Below are 24001 nucleotides of genomic sequence, written 5' to 3'. Positions count from 1 at the left end.
ATTAGAGCCAGCAATGTGGGTAAAGTTTAACTAAAACATTATATTTGTGATATCTGTTTGGTACCCCTTCCTTAGCTTGATTCCTCCACCCTAACCCCATAAAAAGTAGCAAACAGCAAAGGCACCACCACCAAGGTCAGCACGGTGGCAAAGCCTAACCCTGCCATGATGGTTACTGCCATGGAGCCAAAGAAGGGATCGCTTACCAATGGGCTTAACCCCAGTATGGTGGTCAGCGCCGCCATGCTTACGGGTTTTACTCGGCTCATGGCGCTGTCGATAACGGCATTGTAAGGCAATTTGCCGGCGCTTAAATCGCTGTTAATTTGGTCCATTAACACAATGCCGTTCTTTAAAATCATGCCACTGAGACTGAGCAAGCCCAGCAACGCGGTAAAGCTAAAGGGCAGGCCGGTTAGCAGCAAGCCGTAGCTCACCCCAATGATGGACAGCGGCACTGTTAGCCAAATCACCAAAGGTTTTCTAAACGAGTTAAATAAAAACACCGTGATGATGAACATCAGCAAATAGCCCAATGGCATGGCGGCGCCCAGCGCTTCTTGAGCGTCGGCTTCCGCTTCGTATTCACCACCCCAGCTAAGTTCGTAGCCTTCGGGCATGGGGTAAGCTTCTACCAAAGGTTGCAAGCGGTTAAACAGCACCGCTGGGGTTTCGTCGCTGAGAATGTCGTGATCCGCCATCACCGAAATTTCTCGCTTGCGATCGCGCCGCTTAATAATGGAGTCTTCCCAGTCTAAGTTAACCGCGTCTACCACCTGCTCAATGGGTACATAGCGTTGCAGTACTGGGCTGAAGAGTTGCAATTGTGACAAGGTATCCATGTCATTGCGCTGGTGCTCGGCCAGCCGAGCCACAATGGGCAGAGTCACGGTGCCGTCTCTGATAACGCCAATGTTAGCGCCACCATAGGCCATACTCAGCAGTGACGACACTTCCTGTTTAGATATACCTAAGCGGCGAGCTTTGGACTCGTTCACTTGCGGTATCAAAATCTTACTGCGATCGCGCCAGTTATTGCGCACGTTACGGGCGCCGCTGTCAGAGGCCATGATGACTTCTAAGTCTGCGGCGATGTCGCGCAAGGTGTTGATGTTGGGGCCGGTTACTCGAGCTTCAATTTTTGCGGCGGGTGATGGACCGTACTCCACCACTTGCATGCGATAATCGGCGTTTGGAAAACGCAATGGCAGCTCTTTATCCAGAGTAGCGATAATGTCAAACATACCTTCTAAGTCTTGGCTGCGAACCAACAATTGAGCGTAGGAGCTGTAGGCAAATTCAGGCTGATAGGTCAGTGAATAGCGCTGCCAACCTTGACCAACAGTGGTGGCGACATATTCCACCTTATCTAAGCTGCTAACGTACTGCTCAATGTTGTGGCTAACCGCTGTGGTTTGGCGGATGTCGGTGCCTTCCGGCAGCCAAATGTTAACGTAGAAAATGGGGGTGTTAGACACTGGGAAAAACTGCTGTTTAACCGAGCCAAAGCCTACAATAGCTGAGGCTAACAGTCCTACCAACGCGACAATCGCCAGCTTACGATAGCGCAGGGCTAGCACCAGCGTGCCTTTAAATAAGCTAAAGATGACGCCTCGATACAGCTCGTCATCGTTGACTTTCTGTGTGTTGTTTTTCAGAAATTTTTCCGCTAAAAACGGGGTTAAGGTCAGGGCGGTTACCCAACTTAAAAACAGCGAAAAACACAGCACCCAAAACAGCGAGCCCATAAACTCACCGGTGGCATCTTGTGACAGCCCAATAGGCGCAAATGCGGTAATGGCAATCACGGTAGCACCCAATAACGGCCATTGGGTTTGCTTAACAATGGCGGCGGCCGCGGCGCGCTTAGACAGGCCTTTTTTAAGCCCCACCAAGATGCCTTCCACCACTACAATGGCGTTATCGACCAACATTCCCAGTGCAATAATCAAGGCCCCAAGGCTGATGCGATGCAGCTCAATTTGGTTGTAGTCCATCAAAATGAAGGTACCAAAAACGGTGAGCAGCAGCACGGCGCCAATCAGCAAACCGCTGCGAAGCCCCATGGCAAACAGCAGTACGATGATCACAATGCCCACCGCTTGAGCCAAACTGACAATAAAGCCATCTACCGAGTTGGAGACTTCCTGTGCCTGGTCGTAAAACACTTGTACCTGCATGCCGGCCGGGGTCTGGTTATCCAGTTCGGCTAAGCGCTGATGAATGGCGTCACCAATTTTGACCACGTTAACCCCAGCGGCAAAGGCAACGCCGATGTTAAGCGCTGGCTGGCCGTTAAAGCGCACTATGTTTTGTGGGGTTTCGGCAATACCGCGGCTTATGTGGGCAATGTCTTTTAGGCGAATCAGTTTGCCGGTATCGCGACCATGGATAATCAGGTTTTCCAGCTGTTCAACCGTGGTCAGCTCGCCACTCGGACGAATGCGCAGCCGCTCTCCTGCCAGCATCACTTGGCCAGCAGCCGTTACCGCGTTTTGCGTTTGAATCAGCCCCATTACGGTATTGGCATCAAGGTTTAACGCGGTTAAGCGCTCGTTAGACAGCTCCACAAACATTTGTTCTTGTTGCTGGCCGCTAATATCCACTTTGCCAACGCCATCCACCAACTCCAGCTCGCGGGATAAAAAGTCGGCGTAGCGCTTAAGCTCTGGGTAGGAGTAATCCTTGCCGGTGAGCACCAGCGACATGCCAAACACGTCGCCAAAGTCATCCAAAATGGATATGTCCGTGACTCCTTGGGCAAGGCTTGGGCGCAGGTCGTTGATTTTACGGCGCATTTCATCCCAAATTTGCGGCAATTCATCGGGGCCGTATTCCATGCCCATACTCACCATAATTTGCGCTTGTCCGGCGGAGGTGGTGGAGCTAATGAAATTCACGTACGGCAATTGGCGAATGGCTTTTTCCAGCGGGTAGGTAAGCTCTTCTTCAACTTCCAGCGGTGTAGCACCAGGGTAGTTGGCGACGATCATCGCTTCTTTAATGGTAAACGCTGGATCTTCGAGGCGCCCCAAGTTACTGAACGAGGTAATTCCGCCCACAATCAAAATCAGGATAACCATCCAGCTGATCACGCGGTTATTAATGGAGTAATTGGCAATGTTCATTTACTGGGCTGCCTCGTTAATTAGGGTAAAGTCCCGTTGCTGCGTCAATTTAGACAGCTGATTGGTGATGATGCGATCACCCGGCTGCAGCCCAGCGCTAATTTGCGCGCCGGCTTGGGTAATGGCGCTTACCGTAACGGCTTGCTGGTGCAGCGCGCCTTGCTGATAAAGCCACACGCTAAAATCGCCGTGTTGCTCGTTGGCCACGAGGGCGTTGCTGGGAATCAGGTAGCTGGCGTTTGCCGTGGTGGCTTGCGGACTTAGTTGCACCTGCATCGAGGTGCCGGGCAGCAATGAAGGCTGCGGCTCATTAAGCTCAAGGCGCAGCAAATAGCTGCCGCGGGCGTTGGTGGGTTGCTCGGACCACAAAAGCACCTTAGCGGGGAAGCTTGTAGTGGCGCCTTCGGCGGTGACTTGTGCGCTTTGGCCCAGCGTGGGAGCAATGCTGGCTAATTGCGATTCGCTGAGGCTTAGGTCAATCTGAGTGCGGTCAATTCGATACAGAGCCAATACAGTTTCCCCGGCGTTGACGTTTTCCCCTTGTTCTTTATTAACACTGGCGATAACGCCGTTAAAAGGCGCAATCAGTTGGCGTTGCTCTAGACGTCGGTTGAGCAGTTTCAGCTGAGTATCCAGCAGTTGATAACGGCTGTTAATGTCGTCAAATTCGCTATCCGCCATCATTGCACTTTGTTGCAGTGAGCGCGCACGCTGAAGTTGCTGCTTAGCTAACTGGTGTTGCACTTTGAGCTCGGTAAGCTCTTGGGTTATTCGAATAACGTCTTGCTGAGCCAGCACTTGCCCCTGTTGGACGGTGTCGCCCGGGTTTACCTTGAGCGCCGTTAAACTGCCTTCGTTTAAAAAAGCCAGCGGCGTGTGCTCGGCGGTAATGGTGACACCAATATAAGCCTGTGGCGAATGAACGATAGGTTTGCCTACAGTGAAGCTGGTGAGCTGCAAAGGCGGCACAGAGCTAGGGGCTTTGGTGTCGAAACAGCCGCTTAGCAAACTTAAGCTAAGCAGCATGGTAATGTGAGTTTTCATTAAATACCTCGCTCCCGTGTCCATGGGCGAACTTTTTGTCCCTCTGATAACTGTTGCACGCCGCTGCTAACGACCCAGTCGCCGTTCTTAAGCCCGGTCACGGTATTAGTGACGGTATCTAGGGTCACGTGGCGACGACTGATGGTTTGCGTTTGGCTATCGAACAGCCACACTTCTCCGTGTTGTTCAGCATTATTTTGCTCAAGGCTAATCCAGGCACCATGAGGTATCGGCGACACCTGTGTGGCGCTGTCGTTCCAATAAATTTGCAGCTCTCCGCTGTGGCCGGGTTTCAAAGCAAGGTCGGTATCGATGGCTAAGGTCACCTGATAGGTGTTGGTGTCCACATCCGGCTCGCTGGCCACTTTAACCAGATGAGCGGGCATTGGATGCTTGGGTTGAGTATCACTGACAAAGGCTAACTCAGGCTGTTGACCGCGCAGGCGGCTGGCAATGGTGACGGGCACCCAGCTAGAGATTTGCTGGTGATGATTATCAACTAAGGTAAACAAAGGTTGATAAGGGCCTAACACCTGATGGGTAGAGGCATGACGTAAGGTGATGACGCCGCTAAAGGGGGCGTAAATTTTGCTGTAGCTCAAATCGGTTTGCGCTTGTTCAACCGCGGCTTGCGCTTGTTGATAAGCGCTTTCGGCTTGGTCAAAGGCGTCTTTGCTAACCAGCTGTTGCGTAAATAATTGCTGAGCACGGGCAAAGCTTGCTTTCGCTTGGTCGCGCTGAATGCGAGTGGCCTCGAGATTCAGCTCAAAATCGGTAGGATCGAGTTGTGCCAGTAGCTGGCCTTTCTCCACAGTTTGCCCCATTTCAACGATTATGGATTGCAGCTCTCCGCCGACTCTAAATGACAAGGGCGTTGGCGTGGTCGTGGTTACTTCAGCCACTAATTGCTGATAGGGCGTACTGGAGTTGAATTGAACTTGGGTGAGCTTAACCGGCTTGGAGGACGGGTCAGCCAGCGTCTGTGACTGAGATTGTCCGCAACCCAGCAATGCCGCACTCAGTGTGCTAATTAGGATGAGATAGGTAGGTTTCACAAAGAAATTACTCTTATTGTACATTCGTGCAGTATAATCGCGACTATCTCAATAAATCAATATATTTTACATTTGTATAGTAAAAATCTGATCAAGATGGTGTTATCATCTGGGGCGAAATTGATTGTGGGGATAACATGGCGCAACGAAAGCAAGGGCGACGCAGTGCTCAAGAAGCAGAGCAAACCAAGCTGGACATATTAACCAGTGCCGCCGTACTGTTTTGTGAGAAAGGCTATAATCAGGTGTCCATTCGCGACATCAGTGAGAAGGCGGGCGTTACCCACAGCCTAATTCGTCACTATTTTGGTCCTAAAGAGCAAGTGTGGCGAGCCATTATTGATGAAATTCATAGCTTCGTGAATGGCTATGGAAAAGCACTGGAAGACGCTATCTCGCCTTCTCTAACTAATAATCAGCGTTTGTATCGATACTTATGCCATTTCATGGCGTTTATGTTGATGAAGCCGCAGTTGTGCCAGATCATGCTCGACTACATTCATCATCCTCAAAACGAAGGTGAGGGCGAGCAAGCCTACTCTGCTCATATTCTCGAATTAGTGGATAAAGCGTTTACTGACATGCCGGATTTGATTACAGAGTTGGCCGATAACCCTGGTCAGTTAATGTGGCGTTTTCTAATACATTCTGGTGGCGCGGTAGCCTTTAGGCCGTTTATGGGCTCAGCCTGGCCGCAGATGAGCGATGAGCAGGCTTTACTTGAGCATTGGAAACTCTACGAGCAGGATGTTGCTCAGCAATTTGATATTACAGAAGAACAACGTTTACCCGCTTTAACTCTGGCTCAGCTCGTGCCCGAGGTGGCCGGCTTCACCGACTGCGATAAGTTCTTCGTTAGGTAATCAATGAATACCCGTAGGCGCTTGAATTGGCGGTTATGCTGCGGGTAATACAAATACAACCCAGGGTAATCATACCAATGGCTTTTTAGCACAGGTAACAGTGTCCCTTTTGCAAAATGCGGCGCCACCAAAGGTGCGAGCATGCGGCCAATGCCTAAATGTTGTAAGGCGCCATCAATCACTAAATCGGTGTCGTTCACAATAATGGCAGGGCTTAGCTCTAAGCTCACCTCTTGGCCCTCTTGCATCAATTTAAAGGCCACCAATTGATTGGAAGCGATGTAACGATACTGCACCACTTTGTGTTGAGCCAGTTCCTCTAGCGTCTGTGGCATTCCGTGTTTAGCGATATACTCGGGGCTGGCAAAAACCGCTTCGGTAAGATTGCCGGTAAGAGGCTTAGCCACCATGCCCAGTGATACTCGATCACCAAAGCGAATACCAAAATCAAAGCCCTCTTCAACAATGTCGATGGTGGCGTCGTTAAGAGAGATCTCCAATTGAATTTGTGGATACAGCCGACAAAACTCGGCAAACAGTCGCCCAAAAATCATTTGATGAGCCAATCTTGGCAAGCTAATGCGCACGCTACCGGAAGGCTCGCTGTCAAGATCTTGCACGCGGGCAATGGCGTGTTCTAGCTGCTGGGTATGGGGCTTACTGGATTGATACAACAGCTGTCCCGCTTCGGTGAGCACCAGCTTATTGCTGCTGCGATCGAACAAACTTAAGCCTATGTTTTTCTCTAACAGTCGCAATGATTTGCTCAGTGATGGCGGTGCCATGCTGAGGGCGCGGGCGGCTTTGGCAAGGCTGCCCTGTTCAACAACGGTATAAAAAGCTTTAAGTTGAGCGAAGCTGGTGGACATGAGTTAGCCTTTAGCTAATTAAAGAATAGCCAAATTGTATCTATTAACTAATAGTTAGGCTAGGCATAATGCAGTCATTGAATAGAGAATGAACAGTAACTGGTGAAATTGTTATGTCTAAAGTGGTTGTTATTTCGGGTCACCCGAATCTAGAAAGCTCAAACTGTAATACTCAAATTTTAGCGTCACTTGAGCAGAATATTAGCGATATTGAAGTGCGTCGTCTCGACCAAATCGCGCCAAATTACCAGTTTGATGTCGCCGCTGAACAACAAGCCTTGCTAAGCGCCGATGTGGTGGTTCTGCAATTCCCATTTTACTGGTACTCGGTGCCGGCAGTGCTTAAAAAGTGGATTGATGATGTGTTTGCCTACGATTTTGCCTATGGCTCTAGGGGCGACAAGCTTCAAGGCAAGCAGTTGTTTTTATCCTTTACCATTGGTGGTCCCGAAGAGTCGTATCAGCCATTAGGTTACAATCATTTCTCCATTGATGAGTTGATTAAGCCGTTGCAGCAAACCGCTTATTTAGCGGGCATGACCTTCCACAAGCCGGTTTATACTCATCGCATGGTGTACATTCCTGGGGTTTATAACACCTTAGAAGAAGTGGAGAGTCGCGCCAATGAACACAGTGAGCGTTTGATTGCTGCCATCAACGAGGTTACTCAATCGCCACAAGCAAAAGTGAGCGAATTCGCTAAGCAGTGGTTTGCCATGATGGATGCCTTGCCTGAGTCTACCGACACTTTTGAAGCCTTGCTGGCGGATGACTTTAGCATGCTCATGCCCGAAGGCGAATTCTCTGGCGCCAGCGGCTTTAGAGATTGGTACCAGCTCGCTCGAGCCAGCTTTATGCCGGGCGCACAGCATACTCTAGAGCAAATTGGTGAGGTCACCGAGCAAGATGGTCGCTATCAGGTGCAATTGCGCGTTCGAGCTGTGGGTGAAACGCCCCAAGGCGAAGCCATTAACCTGTTGGTTAATGAAGATTGGCAGTTCAGCCTATCAGCCGATGGCCACGTTAAGCTGAACCGTTACCAAGTTGACGTGCTTAATTAATCAAAAGCGATAGCGGTAGCCCAGTTGATAGTTGACTTGATTGAGGCTTTGCCAGTCTCGATAGGCAAAGTTGATTTCAATAGCGGAATGATTGCCTAATAAAATTTGATTGTTCCAGTTCAGCTGATGCTGGCCGCTGCCTTCAAAATCAGCGAATCGATAGCTGGTTTCCATTTGCCAGCGAGGGTTCATCGGGATGATAAGCCCTGTTTCTGCCGAAGCTCCTCCACCATCGTTATCTCGGCGGGGCTTGGTGTTGGTTTCTCGCTTAGCTTTGTAGCTTGCATAGCCTATTGAGCCGAACCAGTGGCTGTCATCAACAAACGGCAGAGTAATGCCTAAGCCATAATAACCTTGGCTTAATGTGGTGGACGTGCGGGTGGTTTTATCATAGTTAACTTGTACAAACAGCTTTTGCTGAAACTGCCATTTGCCATCCAGATAAACACCCAACAGCTTTTTGTGTTCGCTGTTGTTGTACAGGCCGCCAAAATAGCTTTGCATGCCATTTTTTGGAACTTCGGTGAATTGATTGCCGAGGCTGAGGTGAGATTGCACTTGAGCGGGCTGGGTTTGTGCCAATACCAAGCTGGGTAAGGTCGCCAACACAGCCATTGCTAAGGCCGATTTATTGTTATTTATAATCATGCAGTTAGGCCAATCCGTTGCTAAGGCTAAGCAGCTTACTACAAACCATGCTAAAGCTTAGTGATCGACAACAAATTAACGTGATGCTGTTGTTACCTCATTAATGCGTTGCTACGGCTTTATGCTTGGGCAAGTTCGGGGTTTCTAGCAGTTGCTCAAAATCCTGTGGGGGCAGCGGTTTGCTGTAAAAGTATCCCTGGACAATATTGACCTGCTTTTGTTGTAAATAATGCACGTGCCAATCGTTTTCAACCCCTTCGGCAACGATGTCTAATCGCAGGCTTTGCGCCATGGCAATAATCGCTGACACTAAGCCCGAGTTTGGCGAGGCATCGATAATTTCCGCAATAAAGCTTTTATCAATTTTCAGTACGTTGATCGGATACTGCTTCAAATAATTGAGTGACGAATAGCCGGTGCCAAAATCATCGATGGCAATGCGCACACCCATGGATTGCAATTCTCGGAACAGGCGAATGGTACGCTTAGCGTCGCCAACCAATACGCTCTCGGTGATTTCAATCTCAATGCAATGAGCCGGCAACCCGGTGAACTGTAATATGTGCCTAAAGCGCTCTAAAAACTTAGGGTGTTGTAGTTGCAGCGACGACACGTTTACCGACAGTTTCTCTAAGTCAAAACCGGCTCGCCGCCAAGCGGCAAATTGCTTACAGGCGCTGAGCAGCACAAAATCACCCAGCTCAACAATGACACCGAGTTTTTCTACATGCTCAATAAATTGGTCTGGATAAATAATGCCATTTTTGGGGTGATACCAGCGCACTAGAGCTTCTGCGCCAATGATTCGATTGTTCTTAAGATCAACAAAGGGCTGATAATGAACACTGAATTGCTGTTGCTTGATGGCGCGATGAATGTCGCTTTCAAGCTTGAGCAACCGAATTTCTTTGGCTTCCATTTCGGGGGCGAAAAATTGTACTTTGGCGTTGTTGCTCTGTTTGGCGGCGTACATAGCGGAATCGGCATGCTTCATAAGCGACTCGCTGTCCACCCCATCTTGCGGAGCCATGGAAATGCCAATGCTGGCGGTCATGGTGACTTGATGACCGTTTAGGTCAAAGGGCTCGTTAAACACAGCTCGCACACGAGTTACAATGGCACTGACGCACTGAGCATCGCGAATTCTGTCGATTATTACCGTAAACTCATCCCCTCCTAAGCGACTGATTTGGACCTTGGCGTTGCGGTCCACCGACCACGATATGTAGTCGCTGCTGCGAATAATGGCGGCCAGTCTTTCTGAGAGTTGGCGCAACAGTTCATCACCTGCGGAGTGGCCCAGCGAGTCGTTAATGCGCTTAAAGTTATCCAGATCAATGAACAACAGCGCGATTTGGCGGTTTTCTTGGCGAGCCAAGCGCACCAAACGGTTAAGCTGTTCGTTAAAGTGGCGACGGTTGGGCAGGTTAGTTAAGGTGTCTCGATAGGCTAAATCGATGGCTTTTTCTTCTTGGATTTGTAGGTCATTGGCCATGTTGTTAAAGGCATTGGCCAAGCGTCCAATCTCGTCATCGGAGTCCAATTTTACACGGTAGTTTAAATTGCCATCACCAAACACTCGGGCGGCGTCGGTTAACTGTTTCACTGGTCGGCTAATGCGCATGGCGAGTAACCAACTTACCAAAATCCCCAGCCCTAGGGTGATGGTACTGCTGATGATGGTGATATTGCGAATGGGGCCTATGCTGGTTTCAGCAGGATCGGCGGCGTGAATTAAGACAATATCGGTATCCGGCTGACTTAATGGCAAAAACAATAAGTAATATTTATTACCATGAATGTTGACGAAACTGACGGGATAGCCGCTGTTGGTTTTTAGAGCAGGCATGCCTTGGGTTCGAATTTGGGCCACAATGTGCACCAAAGGTAAGGCGTTGTTTTCCAGTCGCGTTACTCGGTCGTTTTGCAAAAAGAAGGTGCTAACGCCAGTGACTTGCTCCATGGTCTTCATATGCTCGGGGGTGGCCATTTGATAGCCACTAATGACCGCGCCCACGGTGGTGTCGGATACTTTGCTCGGCACCACTGAAACCTGATAAATTCGGCCTTCGAAATTCCAGTAGCCGGTATAATTGACGCCTCTAAGCGCAGCGTTAACGCCGGGCAGCAAGGATAAATCATCTCCCACACTTTGCGCGTTTTGATTATCAAACAGCAGCTCTGCTTCACTGTTAATTATTAATAGTAAGGGCGCATAAGATGAGCGGGTGAGCTTTAGCGGGTTAATGGTCGGTAAGGCGTTATTACGATAGCTTTCTACCAGCACACCACGAAGGTAACTTGAATTTGCTGTGAGTTGGGCGATGGAGGTCAGCAGCTGTTGTCGTTGGTGCTCGTAGCGCTCGGTAGCCACCACGGCACGGTCCATAGTCGCAACCGCTTGCTCTTCTACAAGTCGGTCTACCATGGTACTTACGGCAATATTCACCAGCACAATGAATGCCGCCACCACCATGACAATTGAGCTGAATATTTTGTACTTTAACGGCACTCGCGTCCCTTTGCTGACTATATCGATTAATCCTTAATCGTCACAAAAACGGCTAAATAGAGTGACAGCGATAGCGCTAAGCTAACACAGTTTGTCGAATGGGGGTATGGCTAATCCACTTTTTGCCATGCCTCGATACTGCATACCTTGCCAGCCTTGCAGACCGCCTGTGTGAAGAGCGACCACGGTTTGATTGTCGTACATGCCTTGCTCAATATCACTGAACAAACCTAATAACATTTTGCTGGTGTAAATTGGGTCAATGGCAATGTTGGTCTGTTGATGCCAGTCTTCGATAAAGGCGAGCTGCTCGTCGCTGACCTTGGCAAAGCCCTTGCAATGATAATCGGTTTGCAATCGATAACCGCCAGTTTTGGCATTCATTTGAGTGAGAAGATCATCGATGTTTTGGGTTAAATAACCGCCGTTTTTAATGGCGCAATAGCCGACGCAGTTAACCGGAGTTAGCCGGTTCTTTTGCACCCCGTAAACTAGGCCAGCTAAAGTACCGCCACTGCCCACGGCAGTAACCAAGCTGTCGAAATGCCCGAGTTGCTGGCGAAGCTCGCTAACCACTTCAGCAACGCCAGGCAGCGCATATTGACTGCTGCCGCCTTCTGGCACGACTAACGCGTCGGGATATCGTTGCTGCCAGGTTTGCTGATATTCGGCTAAATGCCGTTGTCGATAGTGTTGCCGCGATACAAAATGAAGCTTCATGCCCAGTTTTTGCAGTTGCAATAAGGTTGGATTATTCGGGTCGTATTCACCTCTTATAATGCCAACCGAATACAACCCGTTGGCTTTGGTAATGGCGGCGACGGCGTGCAAATGATTTGAAAAAGCACCGCCAAAACTGACGATCCCCTGGTTTCCTTGTTGAGCGGCATGGCGTAAATGGTATTTCAATTTTCGATATTTATTTCCGGATACCCAGTTGTGAATTAAATCGTCCCGTTTTAACCATAGGCTAACATTGTGGGAATTCAGCGCTGGATGGGTTATTCTGGTGAGCAAAGAAGGTTGAGATAGCTCAAAAAAACAATCATTATTAAGCAATTGGGCACTCATTTTAGTACGAAATAATAATCACAAGATAATAACACATAACAATTTATTGGGAGTTTGTGACAGCTTATGGATAAAGCTTTGTTGCAGAAGTTAAAGTTTTGGGAGCGCTCTGGTCCGACTCAACAAGCCGGTTTGTTTTTGAGTGACGATCATTTAACTGGGTACCTCGCGCCTACAACCGACGCCCCTCAAATCGTTGAGCAGGTACAGGTGGTGGATCAAGATTTTCAGCCAGCGTTCGCCGCACTTCGAGAGCGAATGGGTAAAGTTGAAGCGGCATTGGTTTTAGCACCGCCGCATTATGAAGTGGTTACGGTGGAGCGCCCTAATGTACCCAATGATGAGCTGCATCAATCGCTATTGTGGTTAATCAAAGATCTGGTACAACTGGATGTCAGTGATATTCATTATGACTACTTTATTCCCCCAGAAACCGTATCCAACAAAATCAATGTGGTGGTGGTAAGTCGTTCTTGGCTGCAACGGCTGCTGCTCGATGCCAAAGCACAATCCATCACCATAAGTCATATTTTGGTAGAAGAGATAGCCTTAAGTAACCTGTTCAGTGGCGACGAAACGGCCAAGCTCTTACTCAGTCAGCATACTGGTCACGAGCTTCTACTGACTGTCATTAAACAAGGTGAGCTGTACATGCAACGCAGACTGCGTGGTTTTGAACAGCAATTGCAGATCAGTGGAGAGACGGTCGCGGCCGAAACAGCACAACGGTTAACCTTAGAAATTCAACGTTCAATGGATTTCTTCGAAGCACAAAGTCGACTGTCTGCCGTGAGCAGCATAGAGCTGTTATTAGACGATAATGGTGACGTGTTACAACCCTTGCTCAGTCAGAATTTTTCTCAGCCCGTTAAGCAAGTCGCAAACGACAATGTGTCTCAGGCTATGGCTAAGATGGCGCTCATGGAACTGCAACGGGAGGGGTTGTCATGAAATCCCGTATTAACTTAGTTACTCCAGACCTTTTTCCAAAACCACTCAGGCTCAGTTTTGACCGCATGATACTTGCTGCGATAGCCAGTGTGTTCTTGCTGGTGTTGATATACGTATTGGTTAATTGGCAGGTACTCAAAGCGCAAGAAGAGCGCAAAATGGCTCAGCTTAAATTCGAGCAAGTGCAGCAACGTCATGCACAACTTAAAGAGCAGCTGGTAGCGCACAAGCCTTCTGAAAAACTGGTGGAGTTAGTCAATCGAAAAGAACGCCAATTAGAGCTACAGCAATTGCTCATTCGAGAATTAAGCGATCGTTCGGCGCTTGCCAGTCAAGGTTTTTCTGGATTACTTACGGATTTGGCCTCGGTACACCGAAAAGATTTATGGCTCACTGAAATCTATGCCAGCGAAGGTCATTTTCGCTTTGAAGGGGTGGCAAGCAGTGGTCAAAGTCTGCCGTTGTGGATAGACCAGCTCAGCAGTGCCAGTAGCTTGCAGGGCGTGGGTTTTTCCAGTATTTCGATGGAATCAAAAGATCATAGAGGGCTAGTATTCGAGTTAACCAGTGTTGACAAGGAGGCTGGCCAATGAGCATCGTTAATGAATACCGACAAAAGTTCGATGGCTTAAGCCAGCGCGAACGAGGGCTCATTGGCTTAAGCGTTGCGGTGCTAATTTTTGCCATTGGTTTGTCGGCCATCGATACCCAAACCACCAAGCTGTTTGACGAGCAAAAACGCATCGACAGTGCCTTGAATGAAACCGCGTTGCTTGAGCAACAATCGCAAGCCTTTGAGTTGCGCCTTAACCAAAACCCAAACACGCCATTTGAAAACAAGCTTAAATCCATTGAAGCCAAATCTCAGGCGTTAGAGGAGCAACTGCAATCCGAAATGATTGACATGGTTGAGCCACAGTACATGCCTGAGCTATTGGCCAGCGTTCTCAGCAAGGCTAAAGGGGTAAAACTGACGGCGCTGCAAACTCTACCGCCAACGTCGATACTTGATGCCACCAGCTTAACGGCGTCGGCGGAAACCGACGAGGCCTCTGAACCAGCGCCTGGTGCGGCATTGGATTTATATTCCCACGGCATCAAATTGACGTTAGTTGGCGATTATTTTTCCTTGTTGAAGTTTCTCTCTGAAGTGGAAGCTTTGCCGGAAAATTTGTATTGGTACGGGTTGAACTACCGAGTGCTGAGCCATCCAAAAGCAGAGATGGAAATAGAAGTATACAGTGTTAGCTTGGATAAGGAGTTTATTCGTGTTGCCAATTAAATCATTACTTAAACTCACGGCCATCGCGATATTGATGCTCTCCTTTGAAGCGGCGAGTGCCACGCTAAAAGACCCAACCAAGCCGGCGTTTGGTTATGGTCAGTCATCGCACTCGAGTACGGTACGCAGCCAGTCACTAACGTTAAACGCTATTGTAGAAGTGGGCTCGCAGCGAGTGGCCATTATTAATAACAAATCGTATAAGCTGGGCCAGCAAGTGGGCTCGGCAAGAATTAATCGCATTAATAAAAATCAAGTCAGCTTGGATAATGGTCGGGTATTGACCTTATTTACAGCAGTCGTCGATAACTAGGGAATTGGGGAAGCAAATAATATGACACTGGTGAAATCCACTGCGCCGCTGTTGATGGTGTTTTTATTGGGATGCCAAACAACGGATCGGCCTAACCCTGAAGCCTCAAAAGAAGCCATTAATCAAGCTCAGCAACAACAGCAAACCGCTGCAGCGCCACCGCCAAGCTTACCCTCCAGTCTTGAAAAAGAATTGGCAGGTGAAAGTGTATTGAATCGTTTAGGTGGCAGCGTTGCCAGTGAACGTCGTTTCGATGTTTCTGCTAACGACTTGGATGCGCGCATATTTTTCCCAAGCTTGGTTCAAGGAACACCACTGAGTGTAGCCGTGCACCCGCAAGTAAGTGGCACGATCTCATTGTCCTTAAAAGGCGTCACTTTGTCTGAAGCACTGCAGGTGGTTCAAGACATGTACGGCTATGAAGTGAATGTCGATGGCCGTATTTTGCGAGTGTTCCCAGCCGGTATGCGTACCGAAACCTTTGCTTTGAACTATTTGTACATGCAGCGCGACGGCACCAGTATGACCAGCATTAATTCGGGTCGAATCAGTGACGAGCGGGATAATAATAACTCCAATTCAAACAATAACTCGGACAGCTCTAATAGCAGCAATTCCAGTAACGACGATAACCAAAACAATAAGACTAACGGCACCTTTATTAAAAGCCGCACCCAAACCGATTTTTGGGCCGAGCTGCAAGGTACGCTAGAGTCCATTATCGGCTCCACCAGTGACGGCCGTCAGGTGGTGGTGACACCTCAGGCGGGATTGGTAACCATCCGCGCTTATCCAAACGAGCTGCGCCAGGTGAGAGAGTTTATTAAAACCGCCGAATCGCACCTGCAAAGACAAGTGATTTTGGAGGCGAAAGTCATTGAGGTGACGTTATCCGATGGCTATCAACAAGGCATTCATTGGGAAAAATTGGCCATTAGCAGTGGCGGTAGTGCCAACTTTGTGGTGTCGAATACCCAGGGTGAAATTGGTGATCAAATATCACAGGCTTTAGGTGGGGTTACCAGCCTGACGTTCAGCGGCAATGACTTTGCCGGCATGATCAGCTTGCTCGATACTCAAGGCGATGTGGACGTACTGTCGAGCCCTCGTGTTACTGCCGCTAATAACCAAAAAGCGGTGATTAAAGTGGGTACCGATGAGTATTTCGTAACCGATGTATCATCAACTACGGTCACCGGAACCAGCCCAATTACCACACCGTCGGTTGAGCTGACTCCGTTTTTCAGCGGCATCGCGTTAGACGTTACGCCACAAATTGACAACGAAGGTAACGTGTTGCTGCACGTGCATCCGTCGGTGGTGGACATTAAGGAGCAAAATAAAGAAATTAACGTGGCGGATAGCAAGTTAAACCTGCCATTAGCCCAAAGTGAAATTCGCGAGTCGGATACCATCATTAAAGCGGCGTCTGGAGACGTTGTGGTGATTGGTGGATTGATGAAGTCTGAAAACGTAGAGCTTAAATCGAAAATTCCTTTGCTAGGTGACATTCCGTTTATGGGTGAGCTATTTACCAATCGATCTCAACAAATTAAAAAGACCGAGCTGGTGATATTGCTGAAACCTGTGGTTGTGGGCGTGGATACCTGGAAAAACGAGCTGGAGCGCTCAAAACAGCTATTGGATCGTTGGTATCCAGAAGAGGGTTAAGCATCGATGTACTTGCAGCATTTCGGCCTCAGTAAGGCGCCGTTTTCGCTAACGCCGAATACCAGCTTCTTTTTTGGGCTGGCACCGCATGTTGAAGCCTTGCAGGTTTTGCATACGGCGCTAACCGGCGGTGAAGGATTCATAAAAGTGGTGGGTGAAGTGGGCACGGGTAAAACCTTAATTTGCCGCAAGCTGCTCAATGATATGTCGCACCAATTCGCCTGTGTTTACTTACCTAATCCGTATTTGTCGCCACAAGAGTTGCGTTGGGCGGTGGCTTGTGAGTTGGGGCTTGAGTACACCTCAAGCGTTGATCAGCAACAACTGATTCAACTGATTCAATCCAAGCTACTAAGCCTTGCAGAGCAGAATAAGCGAGCCATTATTGTGGTGGATGAAGCGCAAGCTTTGCCCGACGAAAGTTTAGAAGCTCTGCGGTTATTCACTAACTTAGAAACCGAGACCAGCAAATTGGTGCAGGTGGTGCTCTTTGGTCAGCCTGAGCTGGATCTTCGCCTAAAACAAGATAAGTTTCGGCAACTACGACAACGAATCGGCTTTTCTTACCAGTTGCGCGCGCTATCGCGTGCCGAGGTGGCCGGCTACGTTGAACATCGATTAAAGGTGGCCGGTTGGCGTGGTGATAAAGTGTTCGACGATGGCCGTATCGGGACTTTGTTTAAGGCGTCGCGAGGCATTCCTAGGTTGGTCAACGTACTGTGTCATAAAGCCATGATGTTGGCTTATGGCAGTGGCACTCAACGGGTCTCCGCTAAACAGTTACAAATGGTGATAGATGACACCGAAGATGCGCAATTGTCTCACTGGTCTCTGCGGTTAGCGCTTCCGGCTATGGCGTTGTTGATCGCGGCGGGTTACTTGGCCTGGCAGGAGCTGATGTTATGAGTGTCATTAACCAAATGCTCAAAGAGTTGGATCAACGCCGTGCTGAGGAATCTGGCATTGCCATGACACCGTATCAACCGGCGACGCCTTGGTTTCGCTCTAAAAGTTTATGGTCGGGCTTGGTGATTGGCGGGGCGTTAGTGGGCACGGCGTTTGCGGTGTTATTAATGCCTAAGCTCACGATTAGTTGGGAGCCAACACAGCCTGCAGTATCGACGGCTGTAGAGCCGACTAAGGCAAAGTCGTCGTCGCTTAAAACCATGCTCAATGAAGCAGGTGAAGCCGAAGCAGCGACAGCACACCAAAACGAGCAGGAGACTGATGTCTCGGTTACAGCACAAGTTGAGCCGATTCAGTCAAAGCCTGTTTCTTTGGAGGTGGCCGATTCTAAGCCTGAGCCCGAGCCTAAATCTCAAGAAGAGGCGGTTGAAGTTGTTGCCATAGCCGAGCCTGCTAAACAAAAACAAACCCAGACAATCGCGGCAGTGGTCACTGCAAAGCCCACTTTTCAGCTGACAGAGGTTAAGCTTACCCCTGAACAACGCGCCAGTAAGTCACTTGCCAGCGCACGCCAATGGAAGCAACAAGGTGAGCTTGAAAAAGCCAGTGAAGAATATTCTAAGTCGTTGCTATTACAGCCGCATCAGCATCAGGTTCGTAACGAATTGGCAGCCTTGTTGTTTGGCATTGCTGATACGCGTCGAGCCATGGAAGTTTTACAAGAAGGCTTGCTGCAATTCCCTGAACAAAAACAGTTTGGCATTCTACAAGCCAGAATATTGCAGCAAAATGAACAGCCTAGCCAAGCTTTGCAGCGCTTAGTCTCACTGAATTTGAAGGCCACTGAAAGTCACACAAAAGGCTTGATTTTAATGAGTGAATTAGCGCAAACCGCGCAGAATCATGATGTGGCCGCTTACAGCTTCGATGCGCTGACACAGTTGCAACCAAGCGTGGCTAAATGGTGGATTGGCAAAGGGTACGCCTTGGATTCTCAAGGGCAATCACAACCCGCCTTAAGTGCTTACAAAAGTGCCTTGCTCGCCACGGAATTATCGGCGGATGCGCGGCAATATCTTTTAAACCGAATTAACCAGTTAGGAGGTTGATTTGCAGCCTAAACTGAAAATGCGATTGGGCGATTTGCTCGTTCAAGAACACATCATCACAGAAGCCCAACTGAATGCTGCGTTAGTACAGCAGCAGAAAACTGGTGACAAATTGGGGCGCACGCTGATTGCTTCGGGTTGTATTAGCGAGCACCAACTGCTTACGTTTTTAGCGCAGCAATTGAAAGTACCTTTTATTGATATTACTCGCAGAAACATCGACCAAAATACCTTGCGACTTATTCCTGAGGTACAAGCCAGGCGTTATCGCGCCTTGCCTTTAGAGGTTCACCCTGACCACGTATTGGTGGCCATGTCCGACCCTGCTGACCTACAAGCCATCGATAATCTCGAGCGTTTACTGGAGCCGAAAAAGCTTGGTATTGCGGTGGTTCCTGAACACCAATTGTTAGATGCTTTCGATAATTTGTATCGCCGCACCGATGAAATTGCTTCGATGGCGGAGCAGCTCGATGAAGAATACGCCGCCGATGACAGTTTTAGTTTGGGGCAGCTGACCAGCGAAGATAGCGACAGTGAAACCACTGTAGTTAAACTGTTGCAATCGATTTTTGCTGATGCCGTGCAAATGCGTGCGTCCGATATTCACATCGAGCCCGCGGAAAACGCGTTAAGAATTCGACAACGTATCGATGGTCACCTTAATGAAACCTTGCTTCCGGAGGTTAAAATTGCATCAGCACTGGTGCTGCGTCTTAAGTTAATGGCGGGTCTCGACATTTCAGAAAAGCGTTTGCCGCAGGATGGTCGTTTTCATATTGAAGTGAACAAGCACAAAATTGACGTGCGTTTATCAACCATGCCGGTTTCCCATGGCGAGTCGGTGGTGATGCGTTTGTTAGATCAATCAGTTGGCCTGCTGACATTAGAAGAAACAGGCATGCCTACCGACATGATCGCCAGACTGCGACGCCACATTCAGCGACCGAATGGCATGCTGCTGGTCACCGGTCCTACCGGATCCGGTAAAACGACCACCTTGTATGGGGTATTGTCAGAGTTAAATTCGGCTCAACGTAAAATTATTACCGTTGAAGATCCGGTGGAGTATCAAATTCCCCGCATCAATCAAGTTCAGGTTAATTATAAAATCGGCCTAGACTTTTCTAAGGTGTTGCGAACTTCATTACGACAAGATCCCGACATCATTATGGTAGGGGAAATGCGGGATAAAGAGACCGTTGATATTGGCCTTCGAGGCGCCTTAACAGGGCACTTTGTCTTGTCGACCTTACACACCAACGATGCCATTACTTCCGCATTAAGGCTGTTGGATATGGGGGCGGCGGCGTATTTGGTGGCCAGTGCCTTGCGGGTGATTATTGCGCAACGGCTGGTGCGTAAAGTGTGCTTTAGTTGCGGCCACGAGCACACCCTAACCACCAGTGAACGTACCTGGCTGCAAAGCGTAACGGGACAAGCTGAGGTCACGGGTAACTATCGCAAAGGACCCGGTTGCCAAGTGTGTGCCGGTACCGGCTATCGCGGTCGAATAGGCGTGTTTGAAATTTTGGAATTAGACGATGCCATGATGGACGCAATGCGCATTGGCGATCCTCAGGCCTTCTCAGAAGCTGCTCACAACAGTCCCAGTTTTGTTCCTTTGGCTAAATCGGCGTTGGACTTCTTAGCTCAAGGGCTCACTACGGTGGAAGAGGTTGCGCGCTTAGTTGAGGACGTCGATGGGCAGCATCACCCCGCCATAGAGCCAGCCGCGGTTGCGGTTAGTCAAGGAGTGAGTTAATGCCAGAGTTTCACTATCGAGGTCGTGACAATCAAGGGGCGTTGGTCAATGGAGAGATCGAAGCCAACTCGGAAGCTGCGGCGGCCGATATGCTGTTAAGACGCTCCATCATTCCCTTGGAAGTGAGTAAGAAAAAGCAGCAGCAAAGCGTTAGTTTAAGCGATTTGTTGGTGAAGAAAGTGAGTCTCGACGAGTTACTGATTTTTACCCGGCAAATGTATTCTCTGACCAAGTCAGGCATTCCGATTCTTCGAGCCATAAGAGGGCTGGCTGACAATTCTCATTCACCGCAAATGAAAGCGGCATTGGAAAGCATTCATGAGCAGTTAACTGCGGGTAAACCGTTATCGGCGGCCATGAACAAACACTCAGATGTGTTTAATAACCTTTATGTGTCCATGGTTCATGTGGGTGAAAATACCGGTAAGCTAGACGAGGTGTTCTTACAGCTTTCCAGTTATATTGAGCGTGAACAAGAAACTCGACGACAAATCAAATCCGCCACCCGTTATCCGATTTTAGTGGTGGTGGCGATAGCCATAGCTTTGGTGATCTTGAATATTTTCGTGATTCCAAAGTTTGCCGAGATGTTCTCTAAATTTGGTGCAGAATTACCGCTGCCTACGCGAATTCTAATCGGTACCTCCGATTTCTTCGTCAGCTTTTGGCCGTTAATGCTGCTCAGCGTTGTGCTCGGGGTATTTGGAGTTCGCTATTGGCTGAAAACCGAAAAAGGCCGCTATAAATGGGATTATCGAAAAATAAGAATGCCCATTGTTGGTAGCATTATTGAACGTTCAACCTTATCGCGCTTTTGTCGCAGTTTCGCCATGATGTTGCGCGCCGGGCTGCCCATGACTCAGTCACTCAGTTTGGTGGCCGATGCGGTGGATAACGCTTATATGCATGACCGCATTGTCGGTATTCGGCGCCAAATTGAAGGGGGCGACTCGGTGCTGCGCTCCGCTAATCAAAGTGAGCTATTTACACCCTTGGTATTGCAGATGATTGCCGTCGGCGAGGAAACCGGCAACATCGACGGCTTGCTCGATGATGCGGCAGGTTTTTACGAGCGGGAAACCGACTTCGACTTGCAAAATCTAACCGCGAAAATTGAACCTATCTTAATCGGTTTTGTGGCCATTATTGTGTTGATACTAGCATTGGGCATTTACTTGCCAATGTGGGACATGCTGCAAGCGGTAAAAGGGGGTTAAGTGCAACGGCAACAAAAAGCAGATCTTGAACTCCTTAGCAGCGGTAAGTTAATCGTCACCGTCATGATTGTGATGGTGGTGATGGCTGTTATTGGTTGGCGCTTTGCTCCTATGTCCACCAGTCTTGATCAAACCCATTTAGAACAAGAGCAAGTGCGTTGGATTACCGTTACTAACATGCTGCGATCACAATGGATGACTCAAGGGCGACCGCAACAGATAACCGCTGAACTTCATGGCAGCAATCAATCGATAACGGTTGCCATGTCAGCGTCGGGGTGGCCAACGCCCACTCATAGAACGGAATCTGGTTGCCAAGCACTATGGCGAGCAATTCAAGGGACGGCCCGCGACGATCAGTTTGCTAACGGTAATTTGCGAGCTGGCTTTGATCGAAGTAGTAAGGTGTGTCGCTATCGGGTATCCGATGGCAGCGCCATGAGTTACCAAGTGGAAACTGGCAGACTGCTGGTCATTGAGCCAAAAGATTGACGATTGACCAATAACAAGCTTGTAACTTTCGTTGTAATGTCTTTAAATGGCTCTAATAGTGAACAATCACAACGAATAACAACGAAAGCGTACGTAAATTTTAAAGGGAAGCAACTTATGTATAAATCCAGAAACCAAGGTTTCACGGTGATCGAATTGGTCATAGTGATCGTCATATTAGGCTTGTTGGCGGCAACCGCCATTCCACGATTTTTAAATGTTACCGAAGAAGCTGAAGACGCCAGTGCCGAAGGCATGGCGGGTGGCCTAGCAACCGCGGTCAGTTTTGTTCGTTCACAATGGGAAGTTGACGGTCGTCGCAACGACGAGGTCACCTTAGACGGTACGCGCATCGGCTTAGATACTCGCTTTGGCTTTCCAACGGGTACTGAGGCCAATACCGATGCCAGTGCCATGGACGTAAACTCGTGCCAGGCGGTGTTCGATCGCGTGCTGCAAAATGCCCCACGTAACGTCGTCCAAGGTGAATCTGCCAAGGGTGAGCGCATTTATATTACAGTACAAGAAAACGGCGGTGGCTCGGTAACGGGTCTTGATGGAACCGCGGTAACCGTAGATTTGTGTCGCTACCATTTAGTGAACAGCTTGACCTTAAGCGAAGCGACCGGCATTCCGGCTCCGCAAAACCCAGGTACGACAACGGGTAAAGGCTTCACCTACAACCCAGGATCGGGTCAGGTATTAGTCTTTAAGAATTAACATCGATTCATTCTAAGCAATGTGTAGTACTTGGAGAGCGTTATGAAGCGAGCAGCGGGTTTTACTTTAATTGAACTGGTGGTGGTGATCATTATTTTAGGGATACTGGCGGTTACCGCGGCCCCTAAATTCATTAACCTGCAATCCGATGCTCGGGTTTCTACGCTCGAAGGGTTAGAAGGCGCATTTAAGGGAGCCAATGCGCTGGTTTTTTCTAAGGCCGCCATTGCCGGTAAAGAGCAAGACAGTGATACCACTCTCGATATCGGTGGGGCTACCGACCCGAAAATTCGTTTTGGTTATTTGCAAGGTGACGAAGCCAGTATAAAAGAAGCCTTGCAAATCGAACTAGCCACCTCGGGTGGTGCCACACTCGCCGATTGGTATTTCGTTGCCGACTCACCCAGTGCCGGTATCGTTACTATTTATCAAAGCGGCTCGCCCTACAGTGCCACGGATGATTGTCATATTGAGTACACGCCAGCGGCGAGCGCCGGCGCACTGCCTACCTATAACGTTGAATCTGACGATTGCTAACCCCCCATCAAGCCCGCGTGCTGTGCGGGCTCTTTGCAACTGAATAATTACTCTATTTATGTGATTAATCTCTCGAAAATCACACTTGTCACACATTCAAGATAATACCTATTTCCTAGTATACGCTCCGGGTCAGATGATTACACTTTCGGCCTGAATCTTTAGCGAGCTTAACGGAACCAAGCAAGCGTTCGTTTGAATATTGGTTAAAGGATTTTACTTTTTCTGAGAGAGTGAAATGATGAAGAAACAGCAAGGTTTTACGTTAATCGAGCTAGTGGTGGTTATTATTATTCTTGGAATTCTGTCGGTTGTGGCGGCTCCTAAGTTTATTAACCTTCAAAAAGATGCCCGCAGCGCTACGTTGCATGGCTTAAAAGGTTCGCTGGAAGGCGCAAATGCACTGGTGTTCTCTAAAGCCGCTATCGCCGGATTAGATACCAATCCTGGCACCACGGTTGATATTGGTAGCGCCAATCCACCAGCGATTCGTTACGGTTACTTGCAATCCGATATTGGCTCTTTACAAGAAGCCATGGACATCGATTTGGCCATTGCAGGTACTGGTATTGATTCTGAGTGGCAGTACGTACAGTTAACCCACAAAGTGGGTGCCGATACCGTTCGTATTCACCAAAAGGGTGCGCCAGATAACGGGGGCGAATGCTATTTAGAGTACACGCCAGCACAAACACTCGGTGGTCAGCCGCTTATTGAAGTGAAAGATAAAGACTGCTAATTGAGCTGTTGTTAGTGACTAAAACCGCACTTAATCCGTGCGGTTTTT

The 24001-nt window shown here is 48.8% G+C and carries 22 protein-coding genes; 15 read left to right on the top strand and 7 right to left on the bottom strand.

Translation table 11 applies throughout. The features are described from left to right. Positions 1–71: 71 nt before the first annotated feature. Genes CLC91_RS05100 through CLC91_RS05090 form a run of 3 tightly spaced genes read right to left on the bottom strand, consistent with a single transcriptional unit; the run spans position 72 to position 5227 of the window. The gene (locus CLC91_RS05100) at positions 72–3128 is read right to left on the bottom strand and encodes an efflux RND transporter permease subunit (RefSeq protein ID WP_095500086.1); all 3057 of its coding nucleotides are present in this window, start codon (positions 3126–3128) and stop codon (positions 72–74) included. Further along, positions 3129–4172, bottom strand: a complete 1044-nt coding sequence (locus CLC91_RS05095) for an efflux RND transporter periplasmic adaptor subunit (protein WP_158220702.1) — start codon at positions 4170–4172, stop codon at positions 3129–3131. Further along, positions 4172–5227, bottom strand: a complete 1056-nt coding sequence (locus CLC91_RS05090) for an efflux RND transporter periplasmic adaptor subunit (protein ID WP_158220701.1) — start codon at positions 5225–5227, stop codon at positions 4172–4174. The genes CLC91_RS05095 and CLC91_RS05090 overlap by 1 nt, the downstream gene beginning before the upstream one ends. Positions 5228–5364: 137 nt before the next feature. Between CLC91_RS05090 and CLC91_RS05085 the strand changes: the two genes are divergently transcribed. Further along, a complete protein-coding gene (locus CLC91_RS05085) occupies positions 5365–6090 on the top strand; it encodes a TetR/AcrR family transcriptional regulator (RefSeq protein WP_095500083.1) in 726 nt (241 codons plus the stop codon). Here CLC91_RS05085 and CLC91_RS05080 read toward each other — a convergent pair. Continuing rightward, the gene (locus CLC91_RS05080) at positions 6033–6959 is read right to left on the bottom strand and encodes a LysR family transcriptional regulator (RefSeq protein ID WP_095500082.1); all 927 of its coding nucleotides are present in this window, start codon (positions 6957–6959) and stop codon (positions 6033–6035) included. The genes CLC91_RS05085 and CLC91_RS05080 overlap by 58 nt on opposite strands. 113 nt (positions 6960–7072) lie before the next feature. On the opposite strand from CLC91_RS05080, the gene CLC91_RS05075 reads away from it, so the two are divergent. Then, positions 7073–8020, top strand: coding sequence for an NAD(P)H-dependent oxidoreductase (locus tag CLC91_RS05075; protein ID WP_095500081.1), 948 nt, complete (start codon positions 7073–7075; stop codon positions 8018–8020). On the opposite strand, the gene CLC91_RS05070 is transcribed toward CLC91_RS05075, so the two are convergent. The 3 genes from CLC91_RS05070 to CLC91_RS05060 form a co-directional block, all read right to left on the bottom strand. Then, positions 8021–8668, bottom strand: coding sequence for a hypothetical protein (locus CLC91_RS05070; RefSeq protein WP_095500080.1), 648 nt, complete (start codon positions 8666–8668; stop codon positions 8021–8023). Between the two features lie 100 nt (positions 8669–8768). Continuing rightward, positions 8769–11180, bottom strand: coding sequence for a bifunctional diguanylate cyclase/phosphodiesterase (locus CLC91_RS05065; RefSeq protein WP_095497883.1), 2412 nt, complete (start codon positions 11178–11180; stop codon positions 8769–8771). Between the two features lie 81 nt (positions 11181–11261). Next, positions 11262–12251 carry a 1-aminocyclopropane-1-carboxylate deaminase/D-cysteine desulfhydrase gene (locus CLC91_RS05060; protein WP_095497884.1) on the bottom strand — a complete coding sequence of 330 codons (990 nt, stop codon included), beginning with the start codon at positions 12249–12251 and terminating at the stop codon, positions 11262–11264. Positions 12252–12317: 66 nt separating this feature from the next. Between CLC91_RS05060 and CLC91_RS05055 the strand changes: the two genes are divergently transcribed. The 13 genes from CLC91_RS05055 to CLC91_RS15170 all read left to right on the top strand — a co-directional run bounded on the left by CLC91_RS05055 (position 12318) and on the right by CLC91_RS15170 (position 23953). Continuing rightward, on the top strand, positions 12318–13202 hold the full coding sequence (locus CLC91_RS05055; RefSeq protein ID WP_095497885.1) for a type II secretion system protein GspL: 885 nt from the start codon (positions 12318–12320) through the stop codon (positions 13200–13202). Beyond that, positions 13199–13795 carry a PilN domain-containing protein gene (locus CLC91_RS05050; protein WP_095497886.1) on the top strand — a complete coding sequence of 199 codons (597 nt, stop codon included), beginning with the start codon at positions 13199–13201 and terminating at the stop codon, positions 13793–13795. The genes CLC91_RS05055 and CLC91_RS05050 overlap by 4 nt, the downstream gene beginning before the upstream one ends. Further along, positions 13792–14484 (top strand): hypothetical protein, encoded by a 693-nt coding sequence (locus CLC91_RS05045; RefSeq protein ID WP_095500079.1) that lies wholly within the window; start codon positions 13792–13794, stop codon positions 14482–14484. The genes CLC91_RS05050 and CLC91_RS05045 overlap by 4 nt, the downstream gene beginning before the upstream one ends. Continuing rightward, positions 14471–14797, top strand: coding sequence for an MSHA biogenesis protein MshK (locus CLC91_RS05040; RefSeq protein WP_095500078.1), 327 nt, complete (start codon positions 14471–14473; stop codon positions 14795–14797). The genes CLC91_RS05045 and CLC91_RS05040 overlap by 14 nt, the downstream gene beginning before the upstream one ends. A gap of 21 nt (positions 14798–14818) precedes the next feature. Further along, positions 14819–16468: a pilus (MSHA type) biogenesis protein MshL gene (mshL, locus tag CLC91_RS05035; RefSeq protein WP_095500077.1), complete on the top strand. Its 1650-nt coding sequence runs from the start codon at positions 14819–14821 to the stop codon at positions 16466–16468. A 6-nt stretch (positions 16469–16474) separates the two neighbouring features. Continuing rightward, positions 16475–17374, top strand: a complete 900-nt coding sequence (locus tag CLC91_RS05030) for an ExeA family protein (protein WP_095500076.1) — start codon at positions 16475–16477, stop codon at positions 17372–17374. Continuing rightward, positions 17371–18483 carry a tetratricopeptide repeat protein gene (locus CLC91_RS05025; RefSeq protein WP_095497891.1) on the top strand — a complete coding sequence of 371 codons (1113 nt, stop codon included), beginning with the start codon at positions 17371–17373 and terminating at the stop codon, positions 18481–18483. The genes CLC91_RS05030 and CLC91_RS05025 overlap by 4 nt, the downstream gene beginning before the upstream one ends. Before the next feature lies 1 nt (position 18484). Next, the gene (locus CLC91_RS05020; protein ID WP_095497892.1) at positions 18485–20248 is read left to right on the top strand and encodes a GspE/PulE family protein; all 1764 of its coding nucleotides are present in this window, start codon (positions 18485–18487) and stop codon (positions 20246–20248) included. Continuing rightward, complete coding sequence (locus tag CLC91_RS05015; protein ID WP_095497893.1) at positions 20248–21465, top strand: type II secretion system F family protein; 1218 nt, start codon at positions 20248–20250, stop codon at positions 21463–21465. Before CLC91_RS05020 ends, CLC91_RS05015 begins: the two co-directional genes overlap by 1 nt. Further along, on the top strand, positions 21466–21957 hold the full coding sequence (locus CLC91_RS05010; protein ID WP_095497894.1) for a hypothetical protein: 492 nt from the start codon (positions 21466–21468) through the stop codon (positions 21955–21957). 117 nt (positions 21958–22074) lie between these two features. Next, complete coding sequence (locus tag CLC91_RS05005; protein WP_095498141.1) at positions 22075–22677, top strand: prepilin-type N-terminal cleavage/methylation domain-containing protein; 603 nt, start codon at positions 22075–22077, stop codon at positions 22675–22677. A gap of 42 nt (positions 22678–22719) precedes the next feature. Further along, positions 22720–23214, top strand: coding sequence for a type II secretion system protein (locus CLC91_RS05000; RefSeq protein ID WP_095497895.1), 495 nt, complete (start codon positions 22720–22722; stop codon positions 23212–23214). A gap of 238 nt (positions 23215–23452) precedes the next feature. Next, positions 23453–23953 carry a type II secretion system protein gene (locus CLC91_RS15170; RefSeq protein WP_179287535.1) on the top strand — a complete coding sequence of 167 codons (501 nt, stop codon included), beginning with the start codon at positions 23453–23455 and terminating at the stop codon, positions 23951–23953. Positions 23954–24001 lie beyond the last annotated feature (48 nt).

Origin of the sequence: Paraferrimonas haliotis (assembly GCF_002282895.1) — a bacterium.
Taxonomy (GTDB): Bacteria; Pseudomonadota; Gammaproteobacteria; order Enterobacterales; family Shewanellaceae; genus Paraferrimonas; species Paraferrimonas haliotis.
This window is presented reverse-complemented; position numbering and strand designations above follow the sequence as displayed.